Here is an 18,194-nt window from a genome sequence, read left to right on the forward strand (position 1 = left end):
CTGCGCGGGCGGGGGTCTATCGTGCAGATAAAGCGGCTGAAACTCAGCGGCTTCAAGAGCTTCGTCGATGCGACCGAATTGCGGATCGAGCCCGGACTGACGGGGATCGTCGGCCCAAACGGCTGCGGCAAGTCCAATCTGCTCGAAGCGATCCGCTGGGTCATGGGCGAATCGAGCGCAAAATCGATGCGCGGCGGCGGCATGGAAGACGTGATCTTCGCCGGCACCGCCACGCGCCCGCAACGCGACTTCGCCGAAGTCTCAATGCTGACGGTGCAGGAGCAGGGCGAACTCTTCCCCTCGGTCGATGTCGGCGCGGACGGCGAGCTGGAAGTCATGCGCCGGATCGAGCGTGGCGCGGGCAGTGCCTACCGCGCCAATGGCCGCGACGTGCGCGCGAAGGACGTGTCGCTCATCTTCGCCGACGCCGCCACTGGCGCGCATAGCCCGGCATTGGTGAGCCAGGGCAAGATCGCCGCCGTCATCGCCGCCCGCCCGCAGGAACGCCGCGCGATGCTGGAGGAAGCGGCAGGGATTGCGGGCCTGCATGTGCGCCGCCGTGATGCCGAGCAGAAGCTGCGCGCCGCCGAAGCCAATCTCGCGCGGCTGGACGATGTGCTGAGTGACATGGACAGTCGCGCCAACGCACTGCGGCGACAGGCGCGGGCGGCGGAGCGATATACCTTGCTCTCGACGCAGATACGCACGGCCGAAGCGCGCACGATCTTTGCGCGCTGGCGAGAAGCGGCGGCATCGTCCGACGCGGCCAAGGCGGAGGCGCTGGCTGCCGAAGCGGCAGTGACGGCGGCGCAGGAAGCGCAGATGGCGGCGGCGGCGCATGCACGGGTGGCAGTCGATGCGCTCGCGAAAATACGCGCCGAAGCGCAGCGCGCCCGCGACGTTGCCAGCGAGGCGGGCCACAGGCTGACTGCGCTGAAAGCGGAACGATCGGCGGCGGCGCAGCGCCTTGCCGACTTGTCCGCGCAATCTGAGCGGCTGGAGGAAGATCGGGGCCGCGAAGGCGCCCTGGCACATGACGCAGCCGAGGCGCTGGACCGGCTGACGAAGGAAGTCGCAACGCTCAAGAGCCGCATTGCGCAGACCGAGACGGCGGCACCCGAGCGGGTCGCGCGATTGGCGCAAGCGGAAACGAAGGCGCGGGATGTCGAAGTCGAACTGGCGCAGGCCATGGCGACGCAGGCAAGCGAACAGGCGGAGTTGCGCGTGGCCGAGGCAGCCTTGGCTGCGGCACGCAGTCGGCTGGAACGCGCGGAGCGCGACTTGCGCAAGGTGGAGGCGGAAGTGGCCGCTCTGCCGGATATCGCGCCACTTGAACAGAAGCGCGCCGGGGCGGTGCGGGATCAGGCCCAGGCCGAAGCGGACAGGGCCAAGGCCGAAGCCGCGCTTGCTGAGGCCGATATTGCGCGGGAGGCGGCCAGCGCAGCGCGGGCCAGCGCTGAATCCGCGATGTCGTCGGCTCGCGCCGCGCTGGCGGCGCTGGATGGCGAGGCGGCGGCGCTCACCAAAGCCGTGGAGCAAGGTTCCGCCAAGGGCCGCGCGCTCGATCAAGTTAAGGCCGCGCCCGGCTATGAGCATGCGCTGGCCGCTGCGCTTGGCGACGATCTGCAAGCGGCCGTCGGTGCGGAGGGCAAGCGGCGGTGGTCCGGCGCTGCGGCGCTGGCGGACGATCCCGCGATCCCGCCCGATTGCACGCGCCTGTCCGATCATGTCACTGCGCCGCCCGAACTGGCCCGCCGCCTCACTCAGGTGATAGTCGCGCAGAGCGGCAGCGGTCAGACACTGGCGGTGGGCCAGCGGCTGGTCACACTCGATGGCCAGATGCGCCGCTGGGACGGTTTCGTCGCGCTGGAAGGCGGCGCTGAGGCGGCGCAGCGTCTCATTCGCCTCAACCGGCTGGAGGCGATTGCCGCGGCACGGCCTTCCCTCGCTACACAGGTCGAGGACGCACAGGCGCAACTGACGCACGCCGAGACTAAGGGACGAGAGGCTGCGGCATCGTTGACCGGCGCCCGCGCATTGCTGGGAGATGCCGATCAGCGCCTGCGCACAGCGCTACGCACGATCGACGAAACTGTCGGCGCGCTGGAGCGGCTATCGGGGCGTCGCACAGAATTGGATGCGCGCCTTGCGGACCTGTCCCGGGACCACGGCGTCGCTGTGACCGAACATGAGTCCGCCACCGAAGCGCGCGCGAATATCCTCGATGGCACAGCCACACGGGCGATGGTCGCAAAGCTATCGCAGGCCCGCGACGGCGCCCGTCTGGCCGTGACTCAGGCCCAGTCCGATGCCGCGATGGCCGAGCGCGCGATCCTGTCCGACCGGGAGCGCATGTCTGCCGCCGAAGCGGAGATACGCGGCTGGCGTTCGCGCGCGGGAGAGGCGGCCAAGCGCATCGCGGCGATGTCCGGGCGGGCCGACGCCATCATCGCGGATCAGGCCGCATTGGCGGGAAAGCCCGAAGCCATGGATGCCGAAATCGCGGGGCTGTCGGCTCATGTCACGACGTTGAACGACGCGGCAACCGAGGCGCAACAGGCGGAGCGGGATGCGGAATCGGCGCTGCGGACTGCCGAGGCGCTGGTGCAGGAGGCGGCAGAAGACGTCAGCGCCTCCCGCGAAGCCCGCGCGGGTGCCGTGGCGCGCGCCGAATCAGCACAGGAAAAGCGCCTCGAAATGGGTCGCTTGTCGGGCGAGCGCTTCGAATGTCCGCCTCCGGTATTGCCCGAGCGGCTGGGTTTCGACAGCAGCACCATCCGCATCGCGCAGACCGAACAGGCCGAGCAGGATCGTCTGGTGGCAGACCGCGAACGAATCGGGCCAGTCAATCTGGTTGCGGCAAAGGAACTGGACGAACTGGAAGCGGATCAGGCACGCAGTCGCGGCGAAAGCGAGGAATTGACGCAGGCGATCAACCGTCTGCGCGGTTCGATCGGCAGCCTCAATCGTGAGGGGCGACAAAGGCTGCTGGCTGCGTTCGAGGCGGTGGACGGACACTTCCGGCGGCTCTTCACCACCTTGTTCAACGGCGGGCAGGCGCATCTCGAACTGATCGACAGCGATGATCCGCTGGAGGCGGGGCTGGAGATCATGGCGCAGCCGCCGGGGAAGAAACTATCAGCGCTGACGCTGCTGTCCGGCGGGGAGCAGGCGCTGACGGCGGTGGCGCTGATCTTCGGCCTGTTCCTCACCAATCCCGCGCCGATCTGCGTTCTGGACGAAGTCGATGCGCCGCTGGACGACGCCAATGTGGACCGCTTCTGCGACTTGCTCGACCGCATGGTGGCGGACACCAAGACGCGCTATCTGATCGTCACCCACAATGCCGTCACCATGGCGCGCATGCACCGCCTGTTTGGCGTGACGATGGTGGAGCAGGGGATCAGCCGCCTCGTCTCGGTCGATCTGGGCGGCGCGGAACAGTTGCTTGCGGCGGAGTGACGCATACAGCCTCGGGGTCCGCTACATCACCTTACCCGTATGTTCACGCGCTACCGACCACGAGGCAGGCAAGGAACATCAGCAGTCCGGCAAAGCGGTTGGAGCGGAATTTGACGAGCGGGTCCGCACCGTCTTCCTTCAGGGTGATGGTCTGCCATGCGAGATGCGTGGCGATGGGCAGCAGGGTTGCGACGGCGAGGATCTGCGGACGAATTTGCCAGATGGCAGCCACCCAGCAGAGCAGCGCACCGGCATAAAATACCGACACGCCCATCCGCACACGCTTGCCCATGCGCAGCGCACTCGACCGCACGCCGATCAGCGAATCATCTTCCCGATCCTGCATCGCATAGATGGTGTCGTACCCGATCACCCAGAATATGCAGCCTGCATAGAGCGTCAGTCCCGGAGCTGTCAGCGCACCCGCGATCTGGCTCCATCCCACCAGCGCCGCCCAACTGAACACCAGCCCCAGCCACGCCTGCGGCCACCAGGTTATGCGCTTCATGAACGGATAGGCGGCCACCAGGGCGAGACTGGCGAGCGCGACGATCTGCGCATAAAACCGAAGCTGGAGCAGCACGATCAGGCCGATCATGCTGAGCGCAACGAGCCAGACCCACGCTGCTTTCAGAGAGATCGCGCCACTCGCCAGGGGCCGCAGCGCCGTCCGTGCGACTTTCCGGTCGAGATCGCGGTCGATGATATCGTTATACACGCACCCCGCACCGCGCATGGCGATGCTGCCCAGCAGGAACCAGAGCAGCATATCCCAGCGCGAGGGAACGCCGCCCGCCAGCGCAATCGCCCACGCACCCGGCCAGAACAGCAGCCACCAGCCGATCGGCCTGTCGAACCGCGCCAGCATCGCCAACCCGCGCAATGTGGGCGGCAATCGCGCGACTATGCCCCGCGCCTCGCTGTCGGGAACGATTTCGCTGTCGGGGACGATGGTGTCGTTCATTCTGCTCCCTTGCGCGTGCCTCACTTGCCGAACTGCCTTAGTTGTTCTTTAGAGAGAGGGAAGGGGCTGCGACAGTGGCTCATGACTATGAAAGCAAAGCCGATGCCCGCCACCCCCGCCTGGCCGCCGCAAAGTGCGCCGCGCCTCTTTGTCGAGACGGTGTTGGGGGCGGGCGTATCGGTCGCGCTGGACGGCAATCCGGCCCATTATCTGGTCTCGGTCATGCGCGTGAAGGTGGGTGACACGGTGCTCCTCTTCGACGGCCAGTCCGGCGAATGGGCGGCGATAGCGCGTGACGTGCGCAAGCGGGACATCCTGCTGGAATGCATGGCGCAGACCAAGCCGCCCGAATCGGTGCCTGATTTCTGGCTCTGCGCCGCGCCGATCAAAAAGGGCCGCATCGACCTGATCGCGGAAAAGGCATGCGAGTTGGGGGTCGCCCGCCTCCAGCCGGTACTCACGCGCCGAGCGGTGGTGGACAAGTTGAACTTGGAGAGGCTGCACGCCCATCTGGTCGAAGCAGCGGAGCAATGTGGCCGAACTGCCTTGCCTGTCCTGTCGGAGATGGTGAAGCTCGACGCCTTGCTGCGCGATTGGCCACAAGGGCGGCATCTGTTTTTCGCCGACGAGACGGGCGGCACGCCGATCGCGCACGCCTTGCGCGAGCATAGCGGGCCCGCCGCTTTCCTCGTGGGGCCAGAGGGCGGTTTCGATCCTCAGGAGCGCGAATCGATCCGCGCGCACCCGGCTGCGGTTCCCGTATCGCTCGGCCCCCGAATCCTGCGCGCCGAGACAGCAGCGATCGCGGCCACTTCGGTTTGGATGGCGATGAATGGCGACTGGAACAGCCAATAAAGGTTTCAATCCGCAATGGGATTGCGTCTTTCTTCAGGCTACCTTATCTGCCGTCTACTTGCTTGATTTGACCTGAGCAGGGGAACGGCTAAGGGCGGGGCATGAGCACAAGAACAGACTCAGGGGGAACTGATCCGGTCATCGAAAGCCGCGATCAGCTCATTGCGCTCTTCGCCAAAGGTGAAAAGCCGCCGGAACGCTGGCGGATAGGCACCGAGCATGAGAAATTCGTCTATTCGATGAAGGATCACCATGCCCCTTCCTATGAAGAAAAGGGCGGCATCCATACCCTGCTGATCGGGCTGACGCGCTATGGCTGGAAGCCAGTGTTCGAGGGTGAGAACATCATCGCACTCTCCGGCGACGACGGCACGATCAGCCTGGAGCCGGCGGGGCAGCTCGAACTTTCCGGCGCGCCACTCGAAAACCTGCACCAGACTTGCGCCGAAACCGGGCGGCATCTGGAGCAAGTGAAATATGTAGGCGACATGCTGGGCCTCGGTTTCCTGGGGCTGGGCATGTGGCCGGACAAGACCCGCGCCGAATTGCCGATCATGCCCAAGGGCCGCTATGAGATCATGCTGCGGCACATGCCGCGCGTCGGCTCCATGGGCCTCGACATGATGCTGCGCACCTGCACGGTGCAGGTGAACCTCGATTATCAGAGCGAGGCGGGCATGGCGAAGATGTTTCGCACGTCGCTTGCCTTACAGCCGCTGGCGACGGCGCTGTTCGCGAACTCGCCCTTCACCGAAGGCAAGCCGAACGGCCTGCTCTCTTATCGCAGCCATATCTGGTCGGACACCGATCCGCATCGTACCGGCATGCTGCCCTTCGTGTTCGAAGACGGCTTCGGCTACGAGCGTTACGCCGACTATGCGCTCGACGTGCCGATGTATTTCGTATTCCGCGACGGCAAATATCTGGACGCCTCGGGGCTGAGCTTCCGCGATTTCCTTGAAGGCAAGCTATCGATCCTGCCGGGTGAAAAGCCGACCGAGAAGGATTGGGAAGATCACCTCTCGACGGCCTTCCCCGAAGTGCGGTTGAAGAGCTTCCTAGAAATGCGCGGCGCCGATGGCGGGCCTTGGGGTCGCATCTGTGCGCTACCGGCTTTCTGGGTTGGGTTGTTGTATGACGAGACGGCGCTGAACGCGGCGTGGGACGTGGTCAAGGACTGGTCGATGGACGAACGGCAGGCGCTGCGGGATTCCGTGCCGCGCCTTGGCCTCGACGCGCCGATTGGCGGCGGCAAGACGCTGCGCCATATCGCGGGCGAAGTGCTGAACATCTCGCGCAGCGGCCTCGCCTCGCGCGCGCGCCTCAACAGTGTTGGCGACAATGAGACGGGGTATCTCTCCGCGCTTCAGGAGGTGGTGGACAGCGGCAAGACGCCTGCGGAACGTCTGCTCGACCGCTATCATGGCGAATGGCGGGGTGACGTCAGCCGGGTCTATGCTGAGGAAAGCTTTTAGGCGTCATTCTGCGGGCTGCATTGTCGGCGAGGGAGGCTTGCCTTTCAGGGCCGCGAGCAACCGATCCATCCACCCGTGGCGCTGCATCCATTGGCTATAGGCGGCGTAGGCCGGATCGCTGTTCAAATGCGCTTCCTCGGTCTTCGCTCGCCAGAAATAGATGGCGCTGACGATCGCGATGGTCGCGCTGTTCCGAACGACGTCGACCAGGCTGCCCGTCGTCACGAGGAAGGGCAGAGCCGAGAGCCACCAGAACAGGTTCTTCGACAAATAGGCCGGGTGGCGAGTCCAGCGATAAGGCCCGTGGGTGATGATCCCGCGATGCGTGAGATTGGAGAAGCGCAATCCGAACGCCACTGTCGCCCAGGCGTAGATGCCGGTGAGCGCGACCAGCAGGCTTCCATAGATCCACTGTATAGCGACCAGGGCAGGTTGGTTGCCACCCAGCCAATAGCTCCATTCCGCCGTGCCATGATGATAATCGAGCGGGCCACCATCGCCCATCAGCACGAACGGCGGATAGCACATCAGCGCTGCCACCCATCCGGCGAGTAGCGGGTTAGCGGTGCGGATGTGCGCGTCGAGCGGCTTGCAGGTCAGCATATAGCCCACCGTCGCGAACGCCACGTCGATCAGGAACAGCAGCATGATCAGGAAATTGGCGAGACCGATCGGACTGGCAAGCACGTCGCCTAGGTTCCAGTGGATCAGGTTCGCGAAATTGGATGGCAGGACCGACAGCATGAAGGCGAGGAAGAATCCCTTCACCAGCCATGCGCGAGCGTGATGCGCGACTTGGGTGAGGTCGGCCATGCCCGCTGCGCCGCCGATAATCCATTGGCCAAAGGCATAGGAGGCGTCTCGCGGTTCGATCAGGCGACGGTCCAGCCACAGAACGTAAGGCACTGACGCCACCAGCAGCCAAGGTGCGGCCGTTCCGAACATCTCCATCGCAAAGCGATAGCCGCCATCCCAATACCATCTGGCGAGGCAATAGAGCACCGCCATGATGCCCCATGTCGCCCAGAAGCCAGTGAGTTTGACGAGGCTGATGTCGAATATATCGCGCAGCGCTTTGGGTGGCCCCTCCCAATCGATCCCTGTCGAGGCATTGCGATGAACGCGATCGACCAGCAGCGACCACAGCACCATCGGCACGCCGCACGCGAATATCGCCGCCATGCCCGCATAGGGGCCGTCCATCCCGTAATGCCAGGCAAGCGCAACCCACGCTATAAGACCGAAGAGACCAGCGACGCCTACCCCATGGCTCACTGCGGAGGGGGGGCAGGGGTCCAGGTCGGGGAGCGAGGAGTCATGCATCGCTTCGGCCTACCGCACAATGGTAAGCAACCGATGAAGGGGGGCAGGCTCAGCCACCACCCAATATGTTAATGGTGAAGGCGATCACGCCGAGATTAAACACGAACGCGGCAAGACAGTGGAATATCACCGTCTTGCGGACCGGCGTGTTGGTGACGCTGACATCGGACGTCTGGAACGTCATGCCCAGTGTGAAGGCGAAATAGATGAAGTCCCAGTAATTGGGTTCTTCGCTGTTGGGGAAATCGATGCCGCCAGCCTCCGGCGTATCGCCTTCGCTGATGTAGCAGATATGCGCATAATGCAGCGCATAGACGGTGTTGGAGAATATCCAGGCTATGATGAGCGTGGTAAGCAGCAGGACAATCGTCGGCGCGTCGGGCGCGTCATGCGATGTCACCGCCACGCCGACGGCCACGAGGATCACGGTGCTGACAATGCTGGTCAGCAGCAGCATTGTCACGCGGTTGGCGTCGTTGTCGCGCGCGTGGCGGCGCATCGTGCCTGCATCCGCATCGAGCAAGGGCGCGAGCGAGAACAGAAAGGCCAGCGCCGCAATATCGAAGCCCGCCATCACACCTTCATGCCACGGCATCGCCATCGCCAAGGGTGCCATCGAAGCGAGCAGCGCTAGGAACATGCCATAGCGCCACGGGAAAATATGTTTTCGGGTAGCGCGCGCCATCGGACGATTAGCGCCGTTTAGCGCGCTCCGTGCAAGCCTTTTCGCGCAGCCTTAGAGGTCGCGGCGGCCGAGCAATCGAAGCCGCAGCGCATTGAGCTTGATGAAGCCTGCTGCGTCCCGCTGATCGTAAGCGCCCGCGTCATCCTCGAACGTCACGACCTTCTCGCTATAGAGGCTGAACGGCGACTTGCGGCCAGTGACATACACGCCCCCCTTGTAAAGTTTCAGGCGTACAGTGCCCGTCACCTTTTCCTGACTATGGTCGATCGCCGCCTGCAACATCTCGCGCTCGGGCGAGAACCAGAAGCCGTTGTAGAGCAATTCGGCATAGCGGGGCGCAAGTTCGTCCTTCAGATGCGCTGCGCCGCGATCCAGCGTCAGTTGCTCGATCCCGCGATGGGCAAGATGATAGATGGTGCCGCCCGGCGTCTCATACATGCCGCGCGACTTCATGCCGACGAAGCGGTTCTCGACCAGATCGAGGCGGCCGATGCCATGCTTGCGGCCATATTCATTGAGGGTTTCCAGCAAGGTCGCGGGCGACATGCCTTCGCCATTGATCGCCACGCCATCGCCGCGTTCGAAATCGATGGTGATGGTCTCGGCCTGATCGGGCGCATCCTCCGGGTGAACGGTGCGCGAAAAGACGTAGTCGGGCACTTCCTCCCACGGGTCTTCCAGCACTTTGCCTTCGGACGACGTGTGCAGCATGTTCGCATCGGTCGAGAACGGGCTTTCGCCGCGCTTGTCCTTGGCGATCGGAATCTGATGCTCTTCGGCGAAAGCGATCAGGCGCGTGCGGCTGGTCAGATCCCACTCGCGCCACGGCGCAATGACCTTGATGTCGGGCTGAAGCGCATAATAGCCAAGCTCGAAACGAACCTGGTCATTGCCCTTGCCGGTCGCCCCATGGCTGACCGCATCTGCGCCGACCATTTTCGCGATTTCGATCTGCCGCTTGGCGATTAAAGGCCGCGCGATCGACGTGCCGAGCAGATATAGCCCCTCGTACAGCGCATTGGCGCGCATCATCGGGAAGACGTAATCCTTGACGAACTCCTCGCGCAGGTCGTCGATGAAGATATGCTCAGGCTTCACGCCCATCATCTCCGCCTTCTTGCGCGCGGGTTCCAGCTCTTCGCCCTGACCCAGATCCGCCGTGAAGGTGACGACTTCGCAATTATAGGTCTGCTGCAGCCACTTCAGAATGACGCTGGTGTCGAGGCCCCCGGAAAAGGCAAGGACGACGCGGTTGATCTGATCGGACATAGGCCAGGCTTTCGTGAAAAGGCACAGTTGTTGGGCGCGCGGGTATCAGGGAAGCCCCGTAATCGCAACAGCGTCATAGCCATCCGCGTAACGAAGCGAGCAGCCACAGGCCCAACCCCAGGAACAGCGCAGCTGCGACGGCGCGCACCGCCGCCAACGGAACGCGCTTTATCAACGCCTCGCCCAGATACACGGCGGGCACATTGGCGATCATCATGCCCAGCGTGGTGCCTGCCGTTACGGCCAGCAACTCCGCAAAGCTGGTGCCGAATTGCGCGCCAAGCGCAATGGTTGCGACCTGCGTCTTGTCGCCCATCTCCAGAATGAAGAAGGACACCAGCGTCGTGACGAAAACCCCCGAATGGCTGGGCGTCTTCAAATCATCGTCGATCTTGTCGGGAATGAGCGTCCACAGCCCCATGGCGATAAACCCGGCTGCGACGGCATATCGGAACACCGGACCATCCAGCAGCCCGGCAATACTGTGGCCGACCCACGCCGCAAGAAAGTGATTGACCAACGTCGCGGCCAATATGCCGCCGATGATCGGCACGGGTTTACGGAACCGGGTGGCAAGCAGGATCGCGAGCAACTGCGTCTTGTCGCCGACTTCGGCGAGCGCGACGACAGCAGTCGAGGCTAGGAATGCGTCCATGTATTTTGTCCGGGTCGGGCAGGATGGAGCACAATGTCACCGGCCCCCCCCGCCCGACCGGACGGAAAGCCGATGCCATTGGTCTCGACAGACAGGATCGATCGTTCCTGTCCCGCGCACCATGGTGTCTCCACCAAATATGTTGACGCGCGGCCCGCTGGTTTCCCGACGGCTGGCTACTCCCCAGATGACGCGCTACCCCTTAATGGCATATCCTCCAGAGGCAAGGACAGAGTGTGGAAAATTTGCGTGGGCCCATATTCGGTCGCCGCCCAGAGCCGCGTCGCCGGGTGCGGCCTAGCCCCTATTGCCGCGACCGGCGCACGGGCCTAAATAGGGGGTATGGCGCAGCATCATCACCATCACGAACCGACGGGCACTTCGCTGGCCGGTGCCGCGCAAGCGACGCTGGAGCGTAATGGCGAGCAATGGACGCCGATGCGCGCGGCTATATTCGAAGCGCTGGCGGGCGAAGAGAAGCCGGCGTCCGCCTATGACATTGCCGACCATGTTTCCAAGGCGCGGGGCAAACGCGTGGCGCCCAACAGCGTCTATCGTATCCTCGACCTGTTCGTGTCCTCCAACCTCGCCATGCGGGTGGAAAGCGCGAATGCCTATATCGCCAACGCCCATCCCGGCTGCCTTCACGACTGCATCTTTCTCGTGTGCCGGACATGCGGAGAGGCAACTCATGTGGACGACGATGCGTTGACCGGAAATGTCCGCAAGCGCGCCGCCAACGAGGGCTTCACTGCCGAGCGGCCCATTATCGAAGTGCTGGGCACTTGCGCCAAATGCGCGGCCTGAACGGCATCACTATATTCGACACCACTGGCGTAACCGGCTAAAGCAGTCGTCAGGAGAAACCCCTACTCATGTCCGAACGCCCCCTCACGCCGTTGCTAGATAAGGTAAATCTGCCCGCAGACCTGCGAAGGCTCGATCCTACGGAGTTGCCTCAGCTTGCGGACGAATTGCGGCAGGAAGTGATTGCGGCTGTGGGCGTCACTGGCGGGCATTTGGGTTCCGGCCTGGGTGTGGTCGAGCTTACGACCGCGATCCATTATGTGTTCGACACGCCCACGGACAAGCTCGTGTGGGACGTTGGGCATCAATGTTATCCGCATAAGGTGCTGACCGGGCGGCGCGATCGTATCCGGACGCTTCGCGCTGGCGGCGGCCTCTCAGGCTTCACCAAGCGGTCCGAGAGCGAATATGACCCCTTCGGCGCGGCGCATAGCTCTACGTCGATCAGCGCGGCATTGGGATTCGCCATTGCCGCCAAGCTGAAGAATCAGCCCGGCAAGGGCATTGCGGTTATCGGCGACGGCGCGATGTCGGCCGGCATGGCCTATGAGGCGATGAACAATGCGCGCGAGGCCGGAAATCGGCTGGTCGTGATCCTCAACGACAATGATATGTCGATTGCCCCGCCGGTCGGAGGGCTGTCTGCCTATCTGGCCCGGATCGTGTCCAGCCGGGAATTCCTCTCGGTGCGCGATGTGCTGAAGCGCCTCGCGCGCAAATTGCCGCGTCCGCTGCACAAGGCCGCGCGCAAGACCGACGAGTTCGCGCGCGGCATGGCGATGGGTGGCACGCTATTCGAGGAACTTGGCTTCTATTATGTCGGGCCTGTCGATGGGCATAATCTCGATCAGCTCATCCCGGTTCTGGAAAATGTCCGTGATGCGGAAGAAGGCCCTATCCTCGTCCATGTCGTGACCAAGAAGGGCAAGGGCTACGCGCCCGCCGAAGCCGCCAGCGACAAATATCATGGCGTTCAGAAATTCGATGTGGTCACGGGCGCACAAGCTAAAGCGCCTCCCGGCCCGCCAAGCTATACCAGCGTGTTCGCCAAAGCGCTGATCGCCGAGGGCCTGAACGACGATCGCATTTGCGCGATCACGGCAGCGATGCCTGCCGGTACGGGCCTCGACAAGTTTCAGGAGGCTTTCCCCTCACGCACCTTCGATGTCGGAATCGCCGAACAGCATGCGGTGACCTTCGCGGCGGGTCTCGCGGCACAGGGCATGCGGCCATTCTGCGCGATCTATTCGACGTTCCTTCAGCGCGCATACGATCAGGTCGTGCACGATGTCGCGATACAGAATCTGCCGGTGCGTTTCGCGATCGACCGGGCGGGTCTCGTCGGCGCCGATGGCAGCACCCATGCTGGCAGCTTCGACGTGACCTATCTCGCGACGTTACCGAACTTCGTCGTAATGGCGGCGGCGGACGAGGCGGAGCTGGTGCACATGGTGCACACGTGCGCACAGCACGACAGCGGCCCAATCGCGGTGCGCTATCCGCGTGGCAATGGCACAGGTGTAGCACTACCGAAAACGCCGCAATTGCTGGAGATCGGCAAGGGCCGCATCGTCCGGGAAGGCCAGAAGATCGTCATCATGTCGCTCGGCACTCGGCTGGAGGAAGCGCTGAAGGCGGCGGACCTGCTGGAAGCCAAGGGGCTGTCCACCACCGTTGCGGACCTCCGATTCGCTAAGCCCCTCGACGAAGCCATGATCCGCAAGCTGCTGGCGACGCATGAAGTCGCCGTGACAGTGGAAGAGGGCGCTGTCGGTGGCCTTGGCGCGCATGTGCTGACGCTGGCGAGCGACCTTGGCCTCACAGATTCGGGATTGAAGATCCGCACCCTGCGGCTGCCCGACATCTTCCAGGATCAGGACAAGCCCGAAAAGCAATATGCCGATGCGGGTCTGGATTCCGCCGCTATCGTGAATACGGTCCTGACTGCACTGCGCCATAACAGCGCGGGCGTAGTCGGCGAAGCGCGGGCCTGAGCGGTTGACGCGCCCCTTTGTGGGCGGCTAGGCGGACGCCTTTCCAGCAGGATATGACCCATGAACGATACGCCTGAAACGCCCACGCCCGAAACGGCCCCGATAACCGACACGCCGCCCGACCGCCTGTCGACCAACCCGCGCAGCCCCCACTTCGACATGGACGTGCTTCAGCGCGGCATCGGTATCCGGTTCAAGGATCGCATCCGCAATGACGTGGAAGAATATAGCATTTCCGAAGGCTGGATTCGCGTAGCGGCGGGCAAGACCAAGGACCGCCACGGACAACCGCTGACCATCAAACTGTCTGGCGAAGTAGAAGCCTGGTACGAAAATCCGCCTGCGCAAGAGGCTTCGGAATAGTCTATTTCAGCCGCGCGGCCCGTTTCACGTCGCGGATGATGTCGCTCAAGGTGCGCTCGTCTCCGATCCGGCTTACATCCGCATAGGCCAGGCGGGGTCCGGCCTTGCGGAGCGGCAAGTCCTCCGCATCATCCGGGAGCGGCATGGCCTTGGCTAGGCGTACGCCGCTCATACCCCTGAACGGATTGAGGCGCGCTTTCTCGCTATAGATAAAGCCGTAAGTCGGGTTGATACGCGCGCCCATCTGGCCGGTGGGCGTATGCCAAACGCGCACCGCGCTCCAGTCGCCTTCTTCCGACACGTCGATGGCGCGGACGTCTTCTTCGATAGCGCCCGGCGTCGACCAGTTCGCATGCCGGATCAGCACTTCGCGATCCGACAGCACCGCGCTCACCACCGCGACATGGCCAAGCTGCATGGGTCCATAAGGCTGGAACGCCAGCACCGCGCCCTTACGAGGAACATGCCCGCGATCATAATGTCCGGCCGCCTGCGCCCACCATGTCCACGCGTCACCATACAGCGTCACGCCCGAAACCACACGCGAATAGGGCACGCATTGCAGAATGTCGGCGGCGCGCAGCGGCATCGCTATTGAAATGGCAAGGCTCGTCGCCAGCAGCCAAGCTGCGGCTTTGCCCCGAAGCTGTCCCATATGTGATCCTGAAAACCGTAATCACCCACTGGGGACGGTTATGTCAGGAAATGCCTAGCAACCGGTTAAGCATGTCGGGGGACGGGATCAGCGGAAGGTGGCGGGAACCTGCGCCATGGCAATCTGCACCGGCTTTTGCTCGGGTGCCGGCGCGGAGGCGTAGATGAACCCGCGCGCTGCATTGGAACGCTGGCCCAGATCGCCGATGGGTGCATACCAGACCTTGACGTCGCTCCAGTCGTTATTGGGGGACACGTCCACGGCGCGAACATCATGCTCGATACCGCCGCGATAGGACCAGTTGGCGTGGGTAAGCCGCACTTCGCGATCCGAAACGACCCGACTGACCATGGCGACATGACCGGCGGGCATCGAACGGCTGGAGGCAAAGGCGAGGACTGCGCCGACCCGTGGCTCATGCCCGCGATCATAATGGCCGCTGGCCTGGTTCCACCAATCGGCAGCGCGGCCGAAAAGCTGAATTCCCGAAATCTGACGCGCATAGGGTGCGCACTGGAGCGTGCCTGCCATGGCCGGAGCGTTCGCCGTAACCAGGCCGAGTGCGACAATCAGCGCGAAAGCCGCGCGAAACAAACCTTGCATTATATGGGCGACCCCTCGCTTCGTTGAAGCGCTTAGAGGGGATCGCCCGATACGGCGCTACACCGCTGCGGCGAGGCGTTGCCACGACGGGGCGTATAGATCGAAGTGCGTGGAACCCTTTTCAGGAGTTAATGGGGGCCGACTCTCACGGCCCTTCGTGCAGCGGATCGGTGCCAGGCTCAGGCGGCTCGTTGGACATGGAAGCAGTATGGTCATGTGGCGCGTGCCCCAGCGCCGCCCCGATCATCCTCTCCCAGACGACCGGATCGCCTGCCGCAGCCATGGCTTCATCGGGTTCTCTCAAGGTGCGGAGAACGGCCAGGGCGTCGCTCCGATAGTTCGGCCAAGCATCGTCAACATCCGGCGCGGCGGACGATTCACGACCCGCCGCATTAATGCTTAGATGTTGCCCTGCAAGTACGCGGGCGATCCGCTCCACTACCGCCGTTTTTGACACATTCATTGCTTAAGCCCCTGACTGCGCTAGCTCTTGTGTTCTGGCCGCCATGGTCATCCTCAAGCCGCCGGGAGTCAAGTCTCATCCCGAAATGGGCGGCACATCAGGCGGCTTGCTCCATCGGGATGATATCGCCGCGTCCATTGGAATTGGCTATCATCGGCATGGCCATAACCAACGGCTGCATCTCCAGCTTCGCTTGGGGATATTGATAGAAAGCGCCGCTTCCCTCGTCCCAGAATCCGGCACCGATCTTGTTGGCGGTCTTCTGCGCAGCTTCGATGCTGGGATACCATTTGCCCGTCCGTGTGGGCGTCACATACCGATACATAGTCATGAGCATCTAAATACCGATCGCTGCCATCGGTTCCGCGCCTCTGCGATGGATTGCGCCACTGTCGGTCGAGCTGTTTCGACGGAGGATTTCGCAGCGGCGGAACGCGCTGCCGAAGCCCGTAACGCAGGAACTGGCACTATCGCGGTGAAGTCGCTATTTGTCATGGATGACGATCTCGCCTGAAAAATTACATGCTCTTGTCGCCGCGGTTTTGAAGGACGATGCCGCGCCCGCGATCTCCGATCTGGCATTGCCGGGGGGCGTGCCCGACAGCGGTCCAAAGACAGTCAGCCGCGCCGAGTTCGCCGTGGCGATGAACGTGGCGCTGCATTGGGGATTACTGGCGCGCGTGCCGACGGCAGCGGCCTATGCAGCGGATTGCCGGGCGGCGGGGCGGAAGATCATACTCGATCATGGTGCGCTGCGCACGGTCATATTGCCCGGCCATGCGCCCACTGGCGCCGTTCCCGCCGGGGCGGATGCCTTCGCCCGCATTCTCGAACCGCTGGGCTATGTACGCGCGGACATCTATCCGCTCGATAGGCTGCGGATGACCGGATATGCCTGGTGCCATAGCGCGTTTCCGGACAGCATCGCGCAATTCTTCATCAGCGAACTGCATGTGGATCGGTTCGGCCCCGACTTCGCGGCGGCGGCCAAACGGATTTTCGGCACGACGCGGGAACCGCTTACCGCCGACGCGCTGGCGGTGCTCGATGAGTTTGCGGAGCGGGGCGAGGTTGCGCTAAATCGGGCCGCCGCGGCCTTGCCCGCCATCGTCGGTGCTTTCGACCGGCATCACGACGTGCCGAGCCTGTCCGACTATGAAACGCTGAAAGCCGCCAGCGCCGAAGCCGCCTGGATCGCGACCGAGGGTAATGCCTTCAACCATGGCACCGACCGGGTGAGCGATGTCGAGGCAGTGGCCGACGCACAGCGTGCCGCTGGCCGCGCCATGAAGGACCGCATCGAAGTATCGGGCAGCGGACGCGTGCGCCAGACGGCGTATCGCGCCGACTGGGTGGAGCGTTCCTTCGTCGGAGAAGACGGCGCTGCTGTGACGCTCTCCGTGCCAGGCTCCTTCTACGAATTTATTGATCGTGAAGTTGACCCATCAAATGGTCTTATCGATCTCAAATTTGACAGTGGCAACGCGCAGGGCATCTTCAAGATGACCGCGTCGCTGGACGCCTGACCCCGATCAGACGCCGGGGACGGACAGCAGCTTCGCCTCATCCTTGATCCGGCTGGCCTGCGCGGGATTGGCGGTGATCGCGTTCTTCGCCGCCTGCGTCGCTTGCGCCGTCTGACCCAGCGTCATGCGGCTGCGCATCAGCATGATCCAGCCATCGACATTTGTAGGATTGGCCTTGAGCTTGCCGTCTAAGCTGGCGACCATGCCGTCGATCATCTGATCCTGCTGACCTTTGGGTAGTGCAGAGGCGGCCTGCATTTGATCGCGCGTCGGGCCAGGAATCGCCGCCGTCGCGACCGAGGGAATTTCAGAATGCGGCGCGCTCGGCTTGATGCTGGCGAGTTGTTGGGTAACATCGACTTTGTGGATGCGGCCGACCTGCTCGATGGTACGGCGCAGGTCCGCTTCCCAAGGTGCGCCGCTCGGCGTCTCCTTCAACAGCGCGACCCAGTCGGCGATCGCGCCCTTGTGGTCGCCCTTCAGATCCTTGGCGACGGCTAGGAAATAGCGTGCGCGCGGTTCCTTCGCATCCAGCGATATCGCCTTGTCGAACGCCGCCGCCGCCTCGGCAGGCATCGGATCGGTGGCGCTGCCCATCACCAGCGCCTCGCCCAAAGACGACCAGAATGTCGCATTGCCCGGCACCAGCGCCGTCGCGCGTTTGTAGGCGCGTGCCGAATCGGCATAACGGTTCGCTTCAAAATAGGCCCAGCCGAGCATCTGCCACCCTTCGGCGTCCTTCGGATTCGCGCCGACGCGGTTCTGTAAGTCCTGAATAATGGCGGCTGGATCGGCCGGAGCAGCGGTCTGCGGTTCGGAAGCCGCTGCTGTGGGCGTAGCGGAAGGGTCGTGCGATTCGCGGGTTACGCCATAGGCGACGGACACCAGCGCGATCACGCCGGCTCCGATCAGCAGCATCCGTCCCGTGCGACTTCCCGCGCCGCCGGGCGCCTTTGCAACTTCCGTCATTGAAATCCCCTCCACATGCAACTTGCAGTCTAGCGCGACGCGAAGGAAATGGTAGAGTGCCGCCACGGTTCGCACCCGTATGCCGCTAAATCGACCGGGGGAAAGGTCGGGAGTGGCAAACAGAAT

The 18,194-nt window shown here is 63.4% G+C and carries 18 protein-coding genes and 1 riboswitch; of the genes, 8 read left to right on the forward strand and 10 right to left on the reverse strand.

Features of this window, described 5'->3' with window-relative positions; translation table 11 throughout:
* Nucleotides 1-21 precede the first annotated feature (21 nt).
* Nucleotides 22-3,462 carry a chromosome segregation protein SMC gene (gene smc, locus C1T17_RS05285; RefSeq protein ID WP_104952543.1) on the forward strand — a complete coding sequence of 1,147 codons (3,441 nt, stop codon included), beginning with the start codon at nucleotides 22-24 and terminating at the stop codon, nucleotides 3,460-3,462.
* A 43-nt stretch (nucleotides 3,463-3,505) separates the two neighbouring features.
* Here smc and ubiA read toward each other — a convergent pair whose 3' ends face one another.
* Nucleotides 3,506-4,426 (reverse strand): 4-hydroxybenzoate octaprenyltransferase, encoded by a 921-nt coding sequence (gene ubiA / locus C1T17_RS05290; protein WP_104952544.1) that lies wholly within the window; start codon nucleotides 4,424-4,426, stop codon nucleotides 3,506-3,508.
* Between the two features lie 102 nt (nucleotides 4,427-4,528).
* Between ubiA and C1T17_RS05295 the strand changes: the two genes are divergently transcribed.
* Entirely contained in the window at nucleotides 4,529-5,281 is a 753-nt protein-coding gene (locus C1T17_RS05295) for a 16S rRNA (uracil(1498)-N(3))-methyltransferase (RefSeq protein ID WP_104955014.1), read from the forward strand.
* Between the two features lie 101 nt (nucleotides 5,282-5,382).
* A complete protein-coding gene (locus C1T17_RS05300) occupies nucleotides 5,383-6,756 on the forward strand; it encodes a glutamate--cysteine ligase (protein WP_104952545.1) in 1,374 nt (457 codons plus the stop codon).
* Nucleotides 6,757-6,759: 3 nt separating this feature from the next.
* On the opposite strand, the gene C1T17_RS05305 is transcribed toward C1T17_RS05300, so the two are convergent.
* The 4 genes from C1T17_RS05305 to C1T17_RS05320 form a co-directional block, all read right to left on the reverse strand.
* On the reverse strand, nucleotides 6,760-8,079 hold the full coding sequence (locus tag C1T17_RS05305) for a methyltransferase family protein (protein WP_104952546.1): 1,320 nt from the start codon (nucleotides 8,077-8,079) through the stop codon (nucleotides 6,760-6,762).
* Nucleotides 8,080-8,128: 49 nt separating this feature from the next.
* Nucleotides 8,129-8,764: a DUF1345 domain-containing protein gene (locus C1T17_RS05310; protein WP_104952547.1), complete on the reverse strand. Its 636-nt coding sequence runs from the start codon at nucleotides 8,762-8,764 to the stop codon at nucleotides 8,129-8,131.
* A 51-nt stretch (nucleotides 8,765-8,815) separates the two neighbouring features.
* Complete coding sequence (locus tag C1T17_RS05315; RefSeq protein WP_104952548.1) at nucleotides 8,816-10,033, reverse strand: argininosuccinate synthase; 1,218 nt, start codon at nucleotides 10,031-10,033, stop codon at nucleotides 8,816-8,818.
* 73 nt (nucleotides 10,034-10,106) lie between these two features.
* Nucleotides 10,107-10,688: a TMEM165/GDT1 family protein gene (locus C1T17_RS05320; protein ID WP_104952549.1), complete on the reverse strand. Its 582-nt coding sequence runs from the start codon at nucleotides 10,686-10,688 to the stop codon at nucleotides 10,107-10,109.
* A 17-nt stretch (nucleotides 10,689-10,705) separates the two neighbouring features.
* Nucleotides 10,706-10,886, reverse strand: a riboswitch (yybP-ykoY riboswitch).
* 144 nt (nucleotides 10,887-11,030) lie between these two features.
* Between C1T17_RS05320 and C1T17_RS05325 the strand changes: the two genes are divergently transcribed.
* From C1T17_RS05325 to C1T17_RS05335, 3 genes are all read left to right on the forward strand, one after another.
* Nucleotides 11,031-11,495 (forward strand): Fur family transcriptional regulator, encoded by a 465-nt coding sequence (locus tag C1T17_RS05325; RefSeq protein ID WP_104952550.1) that lies wholly within the window; start codon nucleotides 11,031-11,033, stop codon nucleotides 11,493-11,495.
* Nucleotides 11,496-11,563: 68 nt separating this feature from the next.
* Entirely contained in the window at nucleotides 11,564-13,489 is a 1,926-nt protein-coding gene (gene dxs, locus C1T17_RS05330; protein WP_104952551.1) for a 1-deoxy-D-xylulose-5-phosphate synthase, read from the forward strand.
* A 102-nt stretch (nucleotides 13,490-13,591) separates the two neighbouring features.
* Nucleotides 13,592-13,852: a DUF3297 family protein gene (locus tag C1T17_RS05335; RefSeq protein WP_104955015.1), complete on the forward strand. Its 261-nt coding sequence runs from the start codon at nucleotides 13,592-13,594 to the stop codon at nucleotides 13,850-13,852.
* Between the two features lies 1 nt (nucleotide 13,853).
* On the opposite strand, the gene C1T17_RS05340 is transcribed toward C1T17_RS05335, so the two are convergent.
* From C1T17_RS05340 to C1T17_RS05355, 4 genes are all read right to left on the reverse strand, one after another.
* Nucleotides 13,854-14,441, reverse strand: coding sequence for a CHAP domain-containing protein (locus C1T17_RS05340; RefSeq protein WP_104955016.1), 588 nt, complete (start codon nucleotides 14,439-14,441; stop codon nucleotides 13,854-13,856).
* Nucleotides 14,442-14,594: 153 nt separating this feature from the next.
* A complete protein-coding gene (locus C1T17_RS05345; protein ID WP_104952552.1) occupies nucleotides 14,595-15,110 on the reverse strand; it encodes a CHAP domain-containing protein in 516 nt (171 codons plus the stop codon).
* A 145-nt stretch (nucleotides 15,111-15,255) separates the two neighbouring features.
* Nucleotides 15,256-15,573, reverse strand: coding sequence for a hypothetical protein (locus C1T17_RS05350; RefSeq protein ID WP_223262813.1), 318 nt, complete (start codon nucleotides 15,571-15,573; stop codon nucleotides 15,256-15,258).
* Nucleotides 15,574-15,670: 97 nt separating this feature from the next.
* Entirely contained in the window at nucleotides 15,671-15,904 is a 234-nt protein-coding gene (locus C1T17_RS05355; protein WP_145958956.1) for a hypothetical protein, read from the reverse strand.
* A 45-nt stretch (nucleotides 15,905-15,949) separates the two neighbouring features.
* Between C1T17_RS05355 and C1T17_RS21185 the strand changes: the two genes are divergently transcribed.
* Both C1T17_RS21185 and C1T17_RS05360 read left to right on the forward strand, forming a co-directional pair.
* The gene (locus tag C1T17_RS21185) at nucleotides 15,950-16,087 is read left to right on the forward strand and encodes a hypothetical protein (protein ID WP_189338502.1); all 138 of its coding nucleotides are present in this window, start codon (nucleotides 15,950-15,952) and stop codon (nucleotides 16,085-16,087) included.
* Entirely contained in the window at nucleotides 16,071-17,099 is a 1,029-nt protein-coding gene (locus tag C1T17_RS05360; protein WP_104952554.1) for a 2-oxoadipate dioxygenase/decarboxylase family protein, read from the forward strand. The genes C1T17_RS21185 and C1T17_RS05360 overlap by 17 nt, the downstream gene beginning before the upstream one ends.
* Nucleotides 17,100-17,105: 6 nt before the next feature.
* Here the strand turns inward: C1T17_RS05360 and C1T17_RS05365 are convergent, their stop codons facing one another.
* Nucleotides 17,106-18,068: a tetratricopeptide repeat protein gene (locus C1T17_RS05365; protein WP_223262814.1), complete on the reverse strand. Its 963-nt coding sequence runs from the start codon at nucleotides 18,066-18,068 to the stop codon at nucleotides 17,106-17,108.
* Nucleotides 18,069-18,194 lie beyond the last annotated feature (126 nt).

The sequence above is a fragment of the Sphingobium sp. SCG-1 genome (genome assembly GCF_002953135.1).
Taxonomy (GTDB): domain Bacteria; phylum Pseudomonadota; class Alphaproteobacteria; order Sphingomonadales; family Sphingomonadaceae; genus Sphingobium.